General features: G+C 34.9%; 16 protein-coding genes. 2 read left to right on the top strand and 14 right to left on the bottom strand.

Annotation, left to right across the window (positions count from 1 at the left end):
* Positions 1–6 precede the first annotated feature (6 nt).
* The gene (locus tag BEN71_RS00095; protein ID WP_068974475.1) at positions 7–1,251 is read right to left on the bottom strand and encodes a DUF1173 family protein; all 1,245 of its coding nucleotides are present in this window, start codon (positions 1,249–1,251) and stop codon (positions 7–9) included.
* A 14-nt stretch (positions 1,252–1,265) separates the two neighbouring features.
* On the bottom strand, positions 1,266–4,178 hold the full coding sequence (locus BEN71_RS00090) for an AAA family ATPase (protein WP_068974474.1): 2,913 nt from the start codon (positions 4,176–4,178) through the stop codon (positions 1,266–1,268).
* Positions 4,179–4,709: 531 nt separating this feature from the next.
* Here BEN71_RS00090 and BEN71_RS00085 point away from each other — a divergent pair.
* Entirely contained in the window at positions 4,710–5,246 is a 537-nt protein-coding gene (locus tag BEN71_RS00085; RefSeq protein ID WP_004993229.1) for a conjugal transfer protein TraD, read from the top strand.
* A gap of 223 nt (positions 5,247–5,469) precedes the next feature.
* On the opposite strand, the gene BEN71_RS00080 is transcribed toward BEN71_RS00085, so the two are convergent.
* The 9 genes from BEN71_RS00080 to BEN71_RS00040 all read right to left on the bottom strand — a co-directional run bounded on the left by BEN71_RS00080 (position 5,470) and on the right by BEN71_RS00040 (position 11,222).
* A complete protein-coding gene (locus tag BEN71_RS00080; RefSeq protein ID WP_004999733.1) occupies positions 5,470–5,700 on the bottom strand; it encodes a hypothetical protein in 231 nt (76 codons plus the stop codon).
* Positions 5,701–5,716: 16 nt separating this feature from the next.
* Positions 5,717–6,109 (bottom strand): hypothetical protein, encoded by a 393-nt coding sequence (locus BEN71_RS00075; protein ID WP_068974473.1) that lies wholly within the window; start codon positions 6,107–6,109, stop codon positions 5,717–5,719.
* 181 nt (positions 6,110–6,290) lie between these two features.
* Positions 6,291–7,118 carry a DUF3560 domain-containing protein gene (locus tag BEN71_RS00070; RefSeq protein ID WP_004999738.1) on the bottom strand — a complete coding sequence of 276 codons (828 nt, stop codon included), beginning with the start codon at positions 7,116–7,118 and terminating at the stop codon, positions 6,291–6,293.
* A 230-nt stretch (positions 7,119–7,348) separates the two neighbouring features.
* Entirely contained in the window at positions 7,349–7,936 is a 588-nt protein-coding gene (locus BEN71_RS00065; protein ID WP_068974472.1) for a hypothetical protein, read from the bottom strand.
* Between the two features lie 232 nt (positions 7,937–8,168).
* A complete protein-coding gene (locus tag BEN71_RS00060) occupies positions 8,169–8,642 on the bottom strand; it encodes a hypothetical protein (RefSeq protein WP_015060716.1) in 474 nt (157 codons plus the stop codon).
* Positions 8,643–8,872: 230 nt separating this feature from the next.
* A complete protein-coding gene (locus BEN71_RS00055; RefSeq protein ID WP_068974471.1) occupies positions 8,873–9,466 on the bottom strand; it encodes a hypothetical protein in 594 nt (197 codons plus the stop codon).
* A 227-nt stretch (positions 9,467–9,693) separates the two neighbouring features.
* Positions 9,694–9,981, bottom strand: coding sequence for a hypothetical protein (locus tag BEN71_RS00050; RefSeq protein ID WP_068974470.1), 288 nt, complete (start codon positions 9,979–9,981; stop codon positions 9,694–9,696).
* 314 nt (positions 9,982–10,295) lie between these two features.
* A complete protein-coding gene (locus BEN71_RS00045; protein WP_068974469.1) occupies positions 10,296–10,691 on the bottom strand; it encodes a hypothetical protein in 396 nt (131 codons plus the stop codon).
* Between the two features lie 225 nt (positions 10,692–10,916).
* Entirely contained in the window at positions 10,917–11,222 is a 306-nt protein-coding gene (locus BEN71_RS00040) for a hypothetical protein (RefSeq protein ID WP_068974468.1), read from the bottom strand.
* Positions 11,223–11,609: 387 nt separating this feature from the next.
* On the opposite strand from BEN71_RS00040, the gene BEN71_RS00035 reads away from it, so the two are divergent.
* Entirely contained in the window at positions 11,610–12,638 is a 1,029-nt protein-coding gene (locus tag BEN71_RS00035) for a hypothetical protein (protein ID WP_005000195.1), read from the top strand.
* Positions 12,639–13,278: 640 nt separating this feature from the next.
* Here BEN71_RS00035 and BEN71_RS00020 read toward each other — a convergent pair.
* From BEN71_RS00020 to BEN71_RS00010, 3 genes are read right to left on the bottom strand one after another with little or no spacing between them, the layout of a single operon-like run.
* Positions 13,279–13,683, bottom strand: a complete 405-nt coding sequence (locus tag BEN71_RS00020; RefSeq protein WP_005000449.1) for a hypothetical protein — start codon at positions 13,681–13,683, stop codon at positions 13,279–13,281.
* Positions 13,680–14,369: a ParA family partition ATPase gene (gene parA / locus BEN71_RS00015; RefSeq protein WP_005000446.1), complete on the bottom strand. Its 690-nt coding sequence runs from the start codon at positions 14,367–14,369 to the stop codon at positions 13,680–13,682. The genes BEN71_RS00020 and parA overlap by 4 nt, the downstream gene beginning before the upstream one ends.
* A 16-nt stretch (positions 14,370–14,385) precedes the next feature.
* Positions 14,386–14,625: a hypothetical protein gene (locus BEN71_RS00010; RefSeq protein ID WP_005000443.1), complete on the bottom strand. Its 240-nt coding sequence runs from the start codon at positions 14,623–14,625 to the stop codon at positions 14,386–14,388.
* Positions 14,626–16,092: the final 1,467 nt, after the last annotated feature.

Below are 16,092 nucleotides of genomic sequence, written 5' to 3'. Positions count from 1 at the left end.
GAATCCTTAATTATTAACTGCGGTGTCAGTGTAATTGTTATAGCCTAACAATGGCTTATTTTCAGGTGGTGGTATGTCCACAACGTCCCGATCTACATTGACCAGAATTGAAGTGAACTCACTTGATGCAATCAATTCCTTTGCTTCAGCAATATAAGAATCTTCAGTCTGATCATTGATCAAGTAAAATGCCGTTGGTGGGTTGGTATCTGTAAGCAATACGTTTGCAATTGGACTTTTCGGACTTAGGTTATATCGCAGGCATTTAATAAATGATCTATTTTGCATTGTGAGCGTGTCTAATAGTTCTTTTTCACCTAAACTCTCAAATGGTAGCCAAGTTTGATTTAAAGGCACTAGAGCTATTTCTTCAATCTTTGCAATGCCACTGTCTGCAAATCCAAAAGTTCCAATCGCCAATAGGCTTACATCATCTTGATAATGGGCTTGCTCCAGCTCTGCTTCAAAGCGTTTATTAACTTGGCTATACATTTTTGCATCCATAAATAAATGCAATGTAGGGGCATGTTTTAGAATGATTCTACCCCCATCAAAACGTGCATCATCAATAGACTTAATCACACCAATAAATATTTTTAATGGGCGTTTATTCCCTTTAACTTTCAGGTCTGCTAACTCTGATTTTCTGCGGGCTTCAATCTCATTATGTTTAGTTTGGTCGTAATATTCAGGGATATAAACCAATCCGCTTAAATCATCTTTTTTATTCTTTTTATCGTTCAAGGCTATTTTTAATGCCTTGCGAAATTGAAACCAATTATGCTTCATATTCGGTTGGTGACGGTTCAATAAAGCTTCTTCAAGCAAGTAATCTAACGTCCCTTTTAAGGTCAACTTTGTTGTTTCAGCTTTCACAGTATCTTTGGGCGTATCACTAGGCGTAGGCGCTTGTTTTGATAAATTGCTTTTTGACAAACTGAAATCAAACTTTAAAACACTTGTCCCCGATTCATCTGTCTTAATAGCTTCCCCCATGACTTCACCCAATCCTGAAATTTCAGTAGGTGGCTCATAGCTTAGGCAACTAAAGTCGTGCTGATCTGCACTGTTGGGCATACGCTTTAAAACAAAATTATCGCCAATCTTAGCGATATACATTTCAATATGTTTTTGTGGTAAACAAGCGCAAATAGGTCTAGTTCCTTTCTGATAACACTCTTGCAAAATAGCTTGAGTCAATATTTCATCTTCAGGATTAACTATATTTCCATTAACTATAAAATTATTCATAAAACAGTCCTTAGTTAATATTTAGGTGTATTTCTATTAGGTGTATTAGGGTTCTTAATACGCTGATTCGGTGCATTCAAATTGTCTTTTGGTGCATTCGCTTTCTGCTTCAAAAGTTGTTCTCTAAACTCTGTGTAAACTTCAGTTTTATGCCGTGAATCAAATCTAGCTTTTGACTGTTCTTTAAACTCGTTAAAGTATTTGTCTGAATATTCAAGATTCAGTTTGCTGAAAGGAATTTCGTATTCTTCATTTCTAATTCGTGCTTTCATTACTGGCTTATCTTTAACTATATAAGCATCAATAACTTTTAATTCAGTACCTTTTTCAAAGGTAGCTTTTCTAAATAGCCCTGTTTTAATTTCAAAATCATTAGTAATTTTCACAAGTTCACCTTTTGCAATATTCATATTGCCGTTAAACTTAACGATCTCGTCACCCAGTAAAGCTTTAGATTTCAAACTTGCTCTAACTTCAGAAACTATTTCTTCTTTAGTGAAAGTTTTATTTTCACTGGTTAATGAATAAAGTTTACTGTTAATTCCAAAAAGTTCCCGCTTATCTTCTAAATGTAATCTATGATCATTTAGATAAGACTTAATTAGATTTTCTTTAGATTCTACAACTGTAAAATCTGTAGAGAACTCTTTAGTTTCTGAACGACCAATTACTTTTTTAAAGTTTTCAAAAGCTGTTATTTCTTTTTCTACTGGTTTGTAATTATGGTCGTAAGAAATTTTACCATCTGAATTTTTAACAGTTTCTTTTTCATTTGTAGCAAAACTTAAAGCACTATAATTAATTTGAATATTTTGTTTGTGTCGGGTTAAAGCAACATAAGTTAAATTAGCATTCATATTTTCACTAGCAATGATATAGGCACTATCTACAGTCATACCCTGCGATGAATGAATAGTGTTTGCATAGCCATGTTTAAACTGGTCATATTCTTTTAAATCAACTCTAACAAGTCTGCTATCACTTTCCATCTGTACCATCATAGCTTTAGGTCTATTAAATTTATCTTTTTCAAAACCTATTACTTCAGCTAGTTCTCCATTACTGACTTTCATTTGTGAATTGTTTTGCTTAAATACAATTTTTTCACCGATAGAAATATCTATATCACCTTGATAATTTTTCAAAGCAACACTTTCTGAATTAAGCTTTCCTTGTTTAATAAGTAAAGCTCTAGCCATTCTATTCAGTTCGTTTACATCACTATTAGAATGAGCAAGCATTAATTTACTTTCACTAGAATCATCACTCCATGACTTAACAGTTTTAGCCAAAGCTAAATCATGGGATTCATATTCATTAACCATATTTATAGATTTATAAATATCTATTGCTTTTCCTACTTGGTGCTTAGAAAGATATTTAGATGCTTGAATCATCTTGTCGGATTCTTTCGCATTTTTTTGACGTTGTATATCTTCCAGTGAAGCAATATTTTTCTTGTCCAAGTTATCTTGAATATTTGCAAATACATGACCCGCACTTACTGCACTTAACTGGTAACTATCACCAACTAATTTTATTTGTGCATTGTGTTTTTCTACAAGCATAAGTAATCGCTGCATATCTCTTGAACCGACCATGCCTGCCTCATCTAAGATCAATACAGTTTTATTATTAATTTCTAAATTACCGCTATCATACTTAGATAAGAAAGAAGCAATTGTACTACTTGGAATATTACAGTCATTAGCAATAGCTTTAGCTGTAATTGCCTGCAATGCAATTCCGTATACTTGATAATCAGAATCTTTATAGGCTTCGGAAACAGCACTTAGAACATACGATTTACCTGTACCCGCAGAACCATTGAGCAAGGTAATTCGATCAGTAGAAGTTAGGGTATAGAATGCTTTTTCTTGCTCACTATTAAATGTTCTTGTTTCAGCAACTCGTACAGCATTTAAAGGTAATTTCTCAACTAGATTAAATGGTTTCTGAATACGACTTTCTTCATTAGCATTATAGATAAATGTTGAAATAGATTCTTCAATACCAACAAGTTCTTTAGAGGAAAATACGACTTTATCTTTCCCATACAAAGTAGCCATATCAGGGCAATTTATTACTGATTCGTAAGCTTTTAAATATTGTTCTTCACCATCTGTATGAGCCATTAAAAAACGCTCTAATTCACGCACTGAAAATACAGATTTGTTTGACGTTAAGGCTTTGATTGCTTCACTTGGTCGCTCAATAATCACCTCACCATTTTGATGACGTATTTTCTTAATATTTTCACTGATATGATATTTATGGCTGCTAACATAATCAGCTCTAAAGTTTTGGCTTGACAGTTCAACGCCTTGTTCTTTAAAGCTTCTATGATCAATACGTGCATCAATTCCTAGCTTTTCACAAAAGTCATTTACATGGTTAGCCCAGTCTAATCGAGTATCAACCACAAATAATTTAGAATTATAAAAACGATGTTTAACAGCACCGCCCTTTTCAGGATTTACAGGATTATAGCGTTTAAAATGCTGAACTTCAGAACGCTCTATTCCATCCAATTTTCTTTCAGAAAACATAATATGAACATGCGGGTTCTGTTCACCGTCACTAGCTAAAGGACTATGAATTGCATAAGAATAAGTAAAGTTTTCACCTAATGTTTTTTCTACAAATTCCTGTACTAATTCTTCTCTTTGTTCTTTATTCAGTTCTCTAGGTAATGAAATTTCTAACTCTTTATAAATACGACCATTTATTCTTTCATTCTTATCTGCTGACTTCCAAAAGTGTTTTGCATCAGTTGCCCATGATGGCAAGTTTCCACTTTTAATGCACTCTAAATCATCTCTTTTATATTTTCCTTCACGATTTATATAGGCGTAATGGCTTGCTCCTCGACTTCCCGAAGAACCGTATTGATTTCCGTTCTTAACTGATAAGTGATAGATAGCCATTTTTGCCTTTTTCGCTTTTAGATATTTGTTTCTCGTAAGAGAAACGAGTAAGCGTGCATTCCTACTGCTGTAGTCATGATAACCTCTCTATATATTCGCTACAAGTGACAAAACAAATGCTTGCATTTGTCCGATTTTAAAGCAATGCAAGGCATTGATTTTAAAAGCGGTTTTTTGGGCTGATTTTTGGCTTTTTTTGTAATTTATTTTTATATAGATATGGGGTTTCACCCCAAGCCCCACATAAGGGAATAATTCCCTTATGAATCCCTACACTTCGCCAGTGGGTCATCGGGGGTAGACACTTCGTTTACACCCCCTTTAGGATTAGTGTGTTTTTTTTGATTTTTGCTGATCAATATGTTTTCAGATGAGCCGTGAGCCTATGGCTTCCGTTCAGTCTGAAAAATATTGACAGTGCTATTGCCTTTGCGAACTCTTATAGTTTTTTGTTGCTTTGTATTTTTTGTGGATTTTTTAATTTTTCATTGTGATATTATTTGATCACCTTATAACTTTTGGATTGAGAAAATGAATATTGAGGATTTTAAATTTACTGAAGATCAAAAAAAATTCGTCACTGAAGAAATTGATCGTTTAAAAAAACTTGAGAACAAAAGTCAAACTGAAGAAATTATCTTAACTTTAGTTTCTAACATTGAATCAGGTACGCCAACGAAACAGCAAATTAGTTCTTTTGAACGGATTATGAAAAATGAGTTTAAAAAATATAAAGCTCGTTTAGAACTGGAAAAAATCAAGGAGGATGAAAAAAAACTTCTTGCAGGTTTAAAAAAAGAAGCCCAAGTTGCACAAGCTAAAGATCGAAAAAAACGTGAACACAAGCTTATTACAATTGGCGCTCTTTTTGAAATGGTAGACTTCCCATCTGAAGATAAAGGCATTATCACTGGGATGCTTTTAAGTGCTATTGAAAATGCAAAAAATAACCCAAGTTATTTTGATAGTTTGAAAGCTTCAGGTGACAAATTTATTAATGATCGTGAACAAGCAAAAAAATCAAAAAGCACTTTAGTTGATAATTCAGGAAGTGTTACTGCTGAATGACTAAAATTGAAATATCTTATATTTTGTCGCAACCCTGCGGGATTGCTTTGTAAGTCCCGCTTAGGGGCAAAGGGGAGTAGTTGCGGTTCTGCGGTCAGCTCGACAAAATCACAGATTTTGTCGGCTTCGCTTGAACCTTGCAACGGTAATCAGGGAGGGAAGAATTTTTATATTTCTTCAGTTCGCAAAGTAGACACTTTGCTCTATTGATACCGCCTAGAGTTTAGTTTTTAATATCATCTTTAAAAATATATAAGCAGGCAGTACCGAATAGCAAAGTTGAAGCTACATTAAAAAATATTTTAATCATTTCGTAAAAACCTTGATTTGTTTGTCCAAGATCATTGTACCAGTGGCTACTTATAAAATTCCCAATGTTATACCCTGCCAACATTCCTACAAGTGTAAAAATAATTATCATCAGAATTTTAAATTTATACTTAATGTTTTTCATTAAAATTTTCCATTTGCTATATGTTCTCATAGTAATCTAATTCAGTTACTTTCAACTCTAACAATATTGAGTTATAAAAGTTTAATGGTAGATTCAAAAGTTCATTGTGTACCGCCCATAAATCAACTTCAGATTTAAAAAGTTTAGTGTATCTTGGTTTGCCTTTTTGGATTCTTTCGCTTTCTTCTGCAATTAGTTCGGCTCTAATTTTATTTAACATATTGATCATATCTATAGCTGTTTGATCTATTTTATAGATATATGAAGTTTTGCCATTCATCCATAATTGAGCATCACGCTTATTGAACTTTGTATTTTCTTCATAGACTACATTATAAAAATCTATAACCTGTTCCCGACTGTATAAGCCATTCTTAAAGCATTCTATTTTGAACTGTGCATTATTCATATTAGTGACCTCAATAACTTTATGTTAGCTCTTACCTGTTAAGACTATGCTTTTTTGCATATCCATAAATTTGATTCGCAATGAACCGCAATTTTTTTGCTTCATTGGAATATCACCCGCAAAAAAATTGCGGGCGACTTTTTCACTTACAATCAAAGAAAGCCCCGCAGGGCTTACTTTACTATAATTGATCTATAAGGCTTATTACTCGTTTAGATGCGTATATACCATTTGCATTTAACTGGCGTACCCAAGCGCCCCGACTTGGTGACCATTTAAAACCATTACTTTTTAAAATTTGGCGTATTTCCTCCGTAGGTTTACCATCAAATATAAACATGCAACGATTTTCTATTTTGCATTCTGTATATTTATAAAGATCGTTCTCAACTTCATTTGAAGTTCTATTTTCAAGTGTTTGCAATTCTGCAATACGCTTTTTCAATCGGTTAATTTCTGCATTATTATTCTGAAGTGAGTAGCTTGCAAAACCAATTGAGCCATATTTAGGATTTAATACGTCTATAGCTTTTTCTTTAGAAAAACCTAGCTCAATTAATCCCTCTAAACGTGCATTGTGTTCGGGAAATTTTTTAATTAACTTGTTAGCCTTTTTCATTAACTCCTGCGCCTGCTGTAACTTCTCAAGCTTGCTTTTAAGTTTTTCTATTGCATTAGGGTCGTCACTTGAAATACCGCCCTTGCCTACGCTATCAGCTTTATTTTGATAGTATTCGGCTTTCTTCATTTCCTGAACTGATTTACCCATAATAGAGTGAATTTTAGAACGAAAGTTTCTATCTCGTTTTTCACTATGATGACCAACTAAAATTGGTTGTCCAAACGGTATACATTCAGCCATTTGATTTGAACGTGTCGCCAATACTGTGCTTTTTACTGTTGCTTTATCAGCTAAAGCTTCATAACGATCTAAGCGGTTTTGTTGGCGTTCTTCATAACGGTTTAAGCGTTCTGCTTTGATTGCATCATTGTTATTTTGGTCGTTCATAATTCAATACCTTTTTAATTTAAGTCGCCAATCGACTTAATAAAAACATTATACATATATTGATTTGTGAGTACAAAACAATATATGTAAACAAGTGTAATTTTTATTGTGTGTCTTGAATGCTTCAGATTTGCGCTGTAGCGGGTTGTTTCCCTTTCCTGTGGTTTTGGTCACTCCCGATCTGAACCAAGCCCGCAGGCATTAAAAAAGCCCCTTGCGGGGCTTTTTTATTAATTCGCTCTATGGGCGGTTTCGGTTGTTATATAATTATTTATATTGTGATCATATTTTCCATCACGTTCAAATAATGAAACGATCGGTAAGCCTTTTACATTCGTACCGTTCACAACTTTATCTATCCCAAAACCAACAACAGTAAGTTTTTTATAACCCTCACCCGAAAAGACAAACACTTGATCATTGACTTTTAAATCACTGATTAAAACTTCACTTGAATCTAAAAACTCTCCTAACTGGCTTTCTACTGGTTGTTGGCTATCAATGTCTTTTAGCATTGCATTCATTCTTTCCATATCATTAAATTCACGACCAATCACACGCCAGTTTTTAATAAAATATGTGCCGTTATCTTCGGTACTCTCATAATATTTGCTTATCCCTATTGAGTTTGAACCTCCGAAAAAGTTCCCGATTACTTGGCATAATCTAGCCCATCCGTAACTATCGCTTTCAGGTGATCTATGCCCCTGTAATTCACAATATTTTAAAAATGGTGCTACGCTTTCAATTCCACCATTCCAGTGTAGATACACAGCTAAATCTTTTTTCGTTGTAGCAATCAAGCATCTATTACCCATTTCAGTACACCTTTTATAAGAGGTCGCCAATCGACCTGATAAATACATTATACCTAAATTGATTTGTGAGTACAAAACAATATATGTAAACAAGTGTAATTTTTATTGTGTGTCTTGAATGCTTCAGATTTGCGCTGTAGCGGGTTGTTTCTCTTTCCTGTGGTTTTGGTCACTCCCGATCTGAACCAAGCCCGCAGGCATTAAAAAAGCCCCTTGCGGGGCTTCTTCTCTTTTAATAAATCAATTTATAAATTGCTGTAGTATCTAAAACATTCCTATTTTTATGTATAACGTCTTTTATGTAATCACTAAAAAAAACGGCTCTGCGATTGATTGCAGGTTTTGAGCTGTATGTCATCATTGCAATTTTAGACAATGCAAATAAATTTACCACAATTGAAAATTCTAGGGCATTCAGGTTAAACGCTTCGTCCCATCCATTTTCCATATAAAAAATTGAATCAGATTGCAAAGTCCAAAAGCCGTTTTTAGTTTCCCATACTCCCCCGTCATAGCTTTCACATAATCGGCTTGCTTCTTGATATAAGATATTTTCCCATACATAAATTGTATGAGCCATTGCAACTGTATAGCGTGGAAATTCGCTTTCTTGCATTGACTGCATAGCAACTAGGTCGGTTTTATTAAAGCTGTCATAGCTCATGTCTGCGATTTCTTCATCAGTCAACAAAACTAAATCAGTCATTTTTTAATTCCTTTGTATGAGGTCGCCAATCGACCTGATAAATACATTATACCTAAATTGATTTGTGAGTACAAAACAATATATGTAAACAAGTGTAATTATTATTGTGTATCTTGAATGCTTCAGATTTGCGCTGTAGCGGGTTGTTTCCCTTTCCTGTGGTTTTGGTCACTCCCGATCTGAACCAAGCCCGCAGGCATTAAAAAAGCCCCTTGCGGGGCTTCTTTTAATTATGCGTATGATGAAACATAACTGCGCTTATAAACCTTTGTGCCTGTTGCTAGTGTTTCGTATTCGTGCGGTGTCGCTCTGATATAGCTTGTGATCATGATATAGCCGTCTAAAATTTTCTTTTTAATTGGTTCGCCAATAAATTCGTTTTGCTTTGGTGATACTTCACTTTGCATAAAAGCCGTATCATGTGAGCGTTTAGCAATTTCCCGAACTTCACAAAATGCGCCTTTCTTAGATACCACTTGATAAAATTCTACGTTGGTTTGTTCATAGCCCCAGCATGTAGATAAAATATCGCCTACCTGTAGTTCTTCACGGAATTTTTTTAAACGCTCTGCGGTTTTTTCTTTGTTCTGTAATTTTTGCTCATATCTTGCATTACATGATTGGATACTTTCCCCAACGGCTTGTTTTAAACGCTCAATTGTTCTGTAGCGAGTATTGATAAATGGTTTTTTTGCTTTTGCTCGATACGCCTTACATACAAGCATTTCAGTTGATACAAAAAAAACCGAACCGTCTTTAGCAGTTAAAACCAAACTGCCCTCATAGAACATTTGACCTTTTTCATTTTGAGTAAAATTTTTCATTTTCGAGTACCTTTTGTATGAGGTCGCCAATCGACCTGATAAATACATTATACCTAAATTGATTTGTGAGTACAAAACAATATATGTAAACAAGTGTAATTTTTATTGTGTGTCTTGAATGCTTCAGATTTGCGCTGTAGCGGGTTGTTTCTCTTTCCTGTGGTTTTGGTCACTCCCGATCTGAACCAAGCCCGCAGGCATTAAAAAAGCCCCTTGCGGGGCTTCTTTTAATTTCGTTTCTCTACTTCGTCCAGAACTTCGTTAATTTGTTCTATAAAGTCTTTGGCTTGGTGTTCTGCTTCGTTCATGCTGTCATGTTTTAAAGCGGTTAAAAGTAACTCTGTGCGACCTTTAAAAAACACAGTGATTAATTTAACTTGTCCAATCGTGATGAATATTTCGGCTTTACCTTTCTTTAAATAAATACCCTGCATAACGATCATGGCATTTTTTTTTGTTCTCAAAACATTTTCTACTAGATTTAAAACTGTCTTGGGTGAAACTTGAGTTTTCATATTTAAGTACCTGTTTTATTGATAGATCGCCAATCGACCTGATAAATACATTATACCTAAATTGATTTGTGAGTACAAAACAATATATGTAAACAAGTGTAAAACTCTAGGCGGTATCAATAGAGCAAAGTGTCTACTTTGCGAACTGAAGAAATATAAAAATTCTTCCCTCCCTGATTACCGTTGCAAGGTTCAAGCGAAGCCGACAAAATCTGTGATTTTGTCGAGCTGACCGCAGAACCGCAACTACTCCCCTTTGCCCCTAAGCGGGACTTACAAAGCAATCCCGCAGGGTTGCGACTAGGGCAGGGGGGTTAATAATCCCAACGGCTTGCAACTGATCTAAAGTAAATTGATTTTTCATAGCCTAGTTTTCTTTCTACTGAAAACTTCCAACGGTTTACCGATGGCTTATCTATTCCTGAAAAATAAATAGGGTTAAAATTTGGTACTCGATAAACCTTTCTTTTTTTACAGCTCGGAATGCAATTTAAAATTTCATCTGCAATCATTTCATTATCACATTCAAAAATTGCATCACTGCCCACTTTAATCACTTTGCTTTTTTCTAGTACCCCATACCAATTAAGGAGAATATAAAAGCGGTATATATGGGAAATATCAACGCTATATAGCCCTTTCATATCTTTGTATGATTGAGCTGTTTCAACTATAGGCAACTCTAACGAAAGTTGTTCTTTACTGGTCATAACTCAAAGCCTTTTTTATTAGATCGCCAATCGACCTGACAAATATATTATGCCTATATTGATTTGTGAGTACAAAACAATATAGGTAAATTAATGTAATAGCGTTATGCGCCCTGATTGCTCTTATTTTTCGCTGTAGTGGGTTGTTTCCCTTTCCTGTGGTTTTGGTCACTCCCGATCTGAACCAAGCCCGCAGGCATTAAAAAAGCCCCTTGCGGGGCTTACTTATGTTTGCTTTAGATAGGTAAAGTAAAAGTCTAAAATTTGTTTAAATAGATTAATTGCTTCGTAATGTGCTTCAGCAATATTGGAATGTTCATGGGTGAAATAAAACTCATGTGGTGCTTTATCTATGTAGATAGTAATAATGTTTGCATCTTGCATTTGACAGTTTCCAAAGGACACGCAAAATGTACCTTTTGGACTTTCAAGATAGGCTCTTGAGTAGTAATCGAAGTTTGCTTTTTCAAAAGCATTTAGTAGTTCAATAACTATTTTTTTAGTATCCAACTTTGTGAAAATATTGTTCATAATTAATCACCTATTATTTAAGTCGCCAATCGACTTAATAAATACATTATACATATAATGATTTGTGAGTACAAAACAATATATGTAAACTTTTGAAATTATTATTACTGCTATACTAATTAACATTAATACGCATAATATGATCTGTGAGTACAATACAACTTAGGTATAATATTAGCTCAAAAGTTTACGCACGTATTGGGAATGCTTCAGCATACCCAATGCTAAGTAAAGCTTTGAGCAATCAACCGACTGTAGGCAAGGGCTACCGTTCTCGCAGGCATAGAGGGCGATAGTAGAAACACTATATATAGTGGCTAGTAGGTATGAGATCCGCACTAGATATAGTGTTATAGAATTACTTAATTAAAAGCAGGGCAGGGCTTCATGGCGAACTTATCTAATGAATTTGCAATACCTTTAAAGGTCGTTACTGCACGTTGCCAACACTTGAAAGCAAGTTTTAAGGGTATCTTTAATAAGATTGAATCAAAGGCTATCAAGTATAAAAACGATGATAAAAAAATTAGTTCTTTGGTCACTTGGGATGATTGGATATATGCAGGCTTAGACTGCTATGCTCCAGACTGGCAGAAAGGTTTAAATGTTGGTGATGCAATTCCCGATCATCTAATCAATAATTTGCCTTGTCCTACTGGTGAACTGGTCACGCTCGGTTCTTGGATGCTGACAAAGAATATTTATAGATTTGAAAATGAGGTAGCAACTGAACTAACAAAAAGTAAATTTGAGGGCAATTTGCCAAACTTTTTGATCAATGTTCCTGAGCTGTGCATTTACGTTCAAACTGATAATTTTGATTTGCACTTTCAGCAATCTAAAATTTATGGAGTGATATTTACCTTAACTGAACTTTGCTATCAAAAAGTTTTAGTATCTACGATTTTTCTTGATACTGGTTTAACTCGAACGATCGTCTTATTAGTCAATGAAGAAAAAGCTATAGAAGATTGTTTATCAGATTTCATAGATGAATTTCATGATGACCGTTCAATATTAGATGAAAATGAAATAGATCAATACCAATCCCTACAAAAGCAACTTATCAATATTTTGCTTTGGTTCAGTTTATCTAAGCCTGATTATGTCCCATTGCTTCCTGACAACCATAAGGAAAGGGTAGGCGTTCAGACCGTAAAGCGTGTGCCTAGATTATTTGAAGCCCAAAAGTACAAGCCTTTTATTGCAGGCAAGGAAATGTCTAAGCAGATTAAAGCCGTAAATGATCAATTAACTGAATATTCTAAACAATCATCAAAAGTACACCGCAGACCACATTTAAGGCGGGCGCACTATCACTTGTATTGGTATGGGGCAAAAGGTAGTTATGAACGATACGATTTTAAATGGATACCTATAACTTTAGTTGGCGGTACTATAAAAAATATGGACTGACCTTTTTGACATTTCCCCCGCACTCATAACCCACTTAAATCATTCAATAAAGTAGATGCCTGGTCAAGACTGCATACTTGCAGTTCTGACCAAGCATCGGAATATGATTTTTCACAGTAAGAGTTTTGGCCAAGTATGGACCAAGCAATGAAATTGCAAGTCCATACGTGCTAAAACGGTTTTAATTAATAGGGTAGGGCGGTTTTAATGGCGGGAAAACATAGAAGATAGACTGGCATAAGTAATGCCCAAAAGTAGCAAAATTCCACGTATTCGCAAAATTAGAAAACAGAATACAAGCATACTTAACCAAAAAAACTTAGTCCCAGTTAAGCTAGGGAAAAAGAACATAATAATTGCAGGCATTAAAAAGCCAGTGATGATAAGTACCCTGATTATAATTTTCTGCATGTCAGTCCCTCCAAAGACAAATAAGCCCCACTTATTGGCGGGGCGGTATTTCTAGCAACTTAAAAATATTAGATAGATAGGGTCGCTTATTTTGGCTCTCCAATTCATTTATAGCGTACTCAATTGCAACCTGATCTACCTGTGTAATTAGGTAATCAAAGTTTTTTTGATCAATTTCATTATTTATGATCACCTTATTTTTTAGATCATTTAGGTTCATATCAAGCCCTTAATTTTCATCAAGCTTTAATAAGTTTTCATTGATAAGCCAAGCCGATAATGCCTGTCTAATTTGGTCACTTCGGTTGATACCATGAACAGCCTTAAAGCTGTTTATCTTCACATCATACAAGTGATTAATGGTGTAGATTAATTGCTTAGAATTACCCTTACTTAATTCTTCACTGTATGGCGCACTTGGATTGTTTAAATAGAAGTCCAAAGCCGATCTAGCAATATCTGCTAGTACGACTTTTCTTTTATCCGCTACTTTCTCGATCTTTTTGTATAGATCGGGATTGATCTTAATTTTTTGAATTTTGTCAAAGTTCAAAGAATTAACAATGTGAGCCTTTTCATTTGCAATATGGGCATTGCTACTGGTCACAGTAGCATTGCCTTTAGGTGCTTTCATTCAGTCATTCCCTCACGTTGTAAAATTTCATCAATTAAAGCATCGACTTCGGCAATTGCTTTCTTATCCTGTTTCCCATGATCATCTTTATATTCATAGATAGACAAGCCCTCGCCCAATGAACGTGAAAAAGCAGTTCGTAACGCAATCTTAGTGTCCAAAATTGGTAAAGGGTAACTTTCAGCTAACCACTCTTTAACCTCATTAAAGACCTTAGTTTGTGGGTTTACGCCACTCAATAAAAAGTAAGCTGAAAAATCACGATAGCCCTTAATTTCATTGATTGATTTTAAGGTTTCTTTAGTAGCCCAAGCATCCAATGGACTTGTCGTATTTGGAACGATCGCAACGTCACAAGCTACAATAGCAAGGCGTGTTAATTCTGACTGTCTGCCTGCGCTGTCAGTGATTACAAAGTCATATTTTGATTTAATTTTAGCAATCTCTTTGGCTAAGTTGGTTTTTGGTACACCAATAACAGTAAAGCCTAAATCAATATCTGCTTCTTCACGTACAGTAGCCCAGTCAAGTGAACTAGCTTGCGGGTCACCATCAACTAACAGTACGTCATACCCACGTAGAGATAAGCCCATAGCTAAATTAATTGAAGTCGTTGTTTTAGATACACCGCCTTTCTGATTAACCAATGCGATTACTTTAGATAATTTTTCAGTGTTATTGCTCATGTTCTTTTCCTTTAAATTAAGTATTGTCTGTTGTTTTTACTGATCGTCTGCTTTCAGGAAGAATGCCTTTATCGACCATTGAATTAATTAAAAAATCTGTTTGGCTTAAATTGTTATCTTTGCAGAATTTAATAAGTTTCAACTTATCTTCATGGTTCATACGTGTTTGAAATCTATCTTCTTTGACAACTTCTTTAACACTGTTTTGATTACCAATCATTGTTGATCTTGTCTTACCTTTAGTAGATTTAATCATAGGTATATTCCCTAACTATTTATACATATATTAATTTGTACTCACAAAACAATCAAGGGGTATTTTAGATACTTTTGTAATTGTTCTCTATTGTTCTAATAGTTTGTTATTTAAAGTCTTTATAAGTAAAACTATATATAAGCAATACTTATATATGTACTGGAAATAGGCGCTATTACAATGAGGCGCTTATCTGCTTCAACCTCACAACCTTAGTCGTTTTCGCTTCGCTTCAACCGCCTTGCGGTTGGTGAGATTGAGCAGATTTCGGCAATATTCACCCTAGATAGCCTAAGCAAAAAAATTGCTTAAAATGGCTATCTTGAATATTGCCGTTGTAGCATTGCTGTCGGAGCCGACATCGCTTTCAATCGACACTGTATGCCAATGTAAGGGCATAACAGCAAGTGAGTATTTAGAGCCTTACAGCTCCCCTGCACACGCATTAGCTCACTCACTAGGTCGGCAATCTCAAGGAGGGTTTCCCCAACGTCTTATTTATGCCAGTTCCTAGCGTATTCCCTGCGTCCCCGCCTATTGTGCGTTCATCAGCAAGCGGGCGTTTTACACTGGCTAGGTGCTTAACTCTTGCGTTGGTGATACTGCCGTCACTTGTATCCTCCTGCTACACCAACCGTCTTTAAAACTCTATGCCATTGTTGACCCATTTAAGGCAATGCACTTACAAACATAAAGCTTTATAAAACACAGGAGTAGACGAAGCTCGGCAAATAAACAATGCGCTTATTTGATATACGAATAGACACTAAATTAACGAAGTTTTTTCATTGTATGACTTGCAAAATCTAATATAAATGCAATAATAGAGTTCAGGTACAAGCCTTTCAGGTGAAATCATAACGGTCGCCAAACCTTATGATCTTCGTTAGATGATGTTTACCGCATCAAATAACTGTGTACCGAAGAATATAGAACATAGCCCCGATAGTTGCAAGACTATCGGGGCTTTTTCTTTGTGCGCTATTTCACAATTTCCCTATAACAATCAAAAACTTTTTTTTGCTATTTATTGAAATATCATAGAGTTATAACTCTAAATCACCCTAAATAAAGGGTATCACCACACGCTTAATTATTATTCATAAAATCAAAATAAATTAACTATCGCCCTCTGTGCCTGCGAGAACGGTAGCCCTTACCTACAGTCGGTTGATTGCTCAAAGCTTTACTTAGCATTGGGTATGCTGAAGCATTCCCAATACGTGCATAAACTTTCGAGCCTTTATACTCAATAGTAAAAAATTACAATTAAGTGATTGAATATGAATACTTAATAATAAAAGTGTTATCTTTTTGTTTACCATTTAAAACAGTTGAAATGGTTAGATTTTAGTAAACTTGTTCTATTTTTAAACTTGTAGAGTTATACTGTTATAACTCTACAACCGATAAGGCTAGAACTATGAAAAAAATCTTCGTCACAATGGGCATTTTGAGCCTAACAGC

The organism is Acinetobacter wuhouensis (assembly GCF_001696605.3).
Lineage (GTDB): Bacteria > Pseudomonadota > Gammaproteobacteria > Pseudomonadales > Moraxellaceae > Acinetobacter > Acinetobacter wuhouensis.
The sequence above is the reverse complement of the archived record's forward strand: the minus strand, read 5'-3'. Positions and strand labels throughout refer to the sequence as shown.

What these genes read in the sequence shown, in the direction of transcription:
- BEN71_RS00010 (WP_005000443.1), bottom strand. Translation starts at nt 14,625, where the DNA reads ATGATTAAATCTACTAAAGGTAAGACAAGATCAACAATGATTGGTAAT.
- BEN71_RS00070 (WP_004999738.1), bottom strand. Translation starts at nt 7,118, where the DNA reads ATGAACGACCAAAATAACAATGATGCAATCAAAGCAGAACGCTTAAAC.
- BEN71_RS00075 (WP_068974473.1), bottom strand. Translation starts at nt 6,109, where the DNA reads ATGAATAATGCACAGTTCAAAATAGAATGCTTTAAGAATGGCTTATAC.
- parA (WP_005000446.1), bottom strand. Translation starts at nt 14,369, where the DNA reads ATGAGCAATAACACTGAAAAATTATCTAAAGTAATCGCATTGGTTAAT.
- BEN71_RS00055 (WP_068974471.1), bottom strand. Translation starts at nt 9,466, where the DNA reads ATGAAAAATTTTACTCAAAATGAAAAAGGTCAAATGTTCTATGAGGGC.
- BEN71_RS00090 (WP_068974474.1), bottom strand. Translation starts at nt 4,178, where the DNA reads ATGGCTATCTATCACTTATCAGTTAAGAACGGAAATCAATACGGTTCT.
- BEN71_RS00035 (WP_005000195.1), top strand. Translation starts at nt 11,610, where the DNA reads ATGGCGAACTTATCTAATGAATTTGCAATACCTTTAAAGGTCGTTACT.
- BEN71_RS00060 (WP_015060716.1), bottom strand. Translation starts at nt 8,642, where the DNA reads ATGACTGATTTAGTTTTGTTGACTGATGAAGAAATCGCAGACATGAGC.
- BEN71_RS00085 (WP_004993229.1), top strand. Translation starts at nt 4,710, where the DNA reads ATGAATATTGAGGATTTTAAATTTACTGAAGATCAAAAAAAATTCGTC.
- BEN71_RS00040 (WP_068974468.1), bottom strand. Translation starts at nt 11,222, where the DNA reads ATGAACAATATTTTCACAAAGTTGGATACTAAAAAAATAGTTATTGAA.
- BEN71_RS00080 (WP_004999733.1), bottom strand. Translation starts at nt 5,700, where the DNA reads ATGAAAAACATTAAGTATAAATTTAAAATTCTGATGATAATTATTTTT.
- BEN71_RS00050 (WP_068974470.1), bottom strand. Translation starts at nt 9,981, where the DNA reads ATGAAAACTCAAGTTTCACCCAAGACAGTTTTAAATCTAGTAGAAAAT.
- BEN71_RS00045 (WP_068974469.1), bottom strand. Translation starts at nt 10,691, where the DNA reads ATGACCAGTAAAGAACAACTTTCGTTAGAGTTGCCTATAGTTGAAACA.
- BEN71_RS00065 (WP_068974472.1), bottom strand. Translation starts at nt 7,936, where the DNA reads ATGGGTAATAGATGCTTGATTGCTACAACGAAAAAAGATTTAGCTGTG.
- BEN71_RS00020 (WP_005000449.1), bottom strand. Translation starts at nt 13,683, where the DNA reads ATGAAAGCACCTAAAGGCAATGCTACTGTGACCAGTAGCAATGCCCAT.
- BEN71_RS00095 (WP_068974475.1), bottom strand. Translation starts at nt 1,251, where the DNA reads ATGAATAATTTTATAGTTAATGGAAATATAGTTAATCCTGAAGATGAA.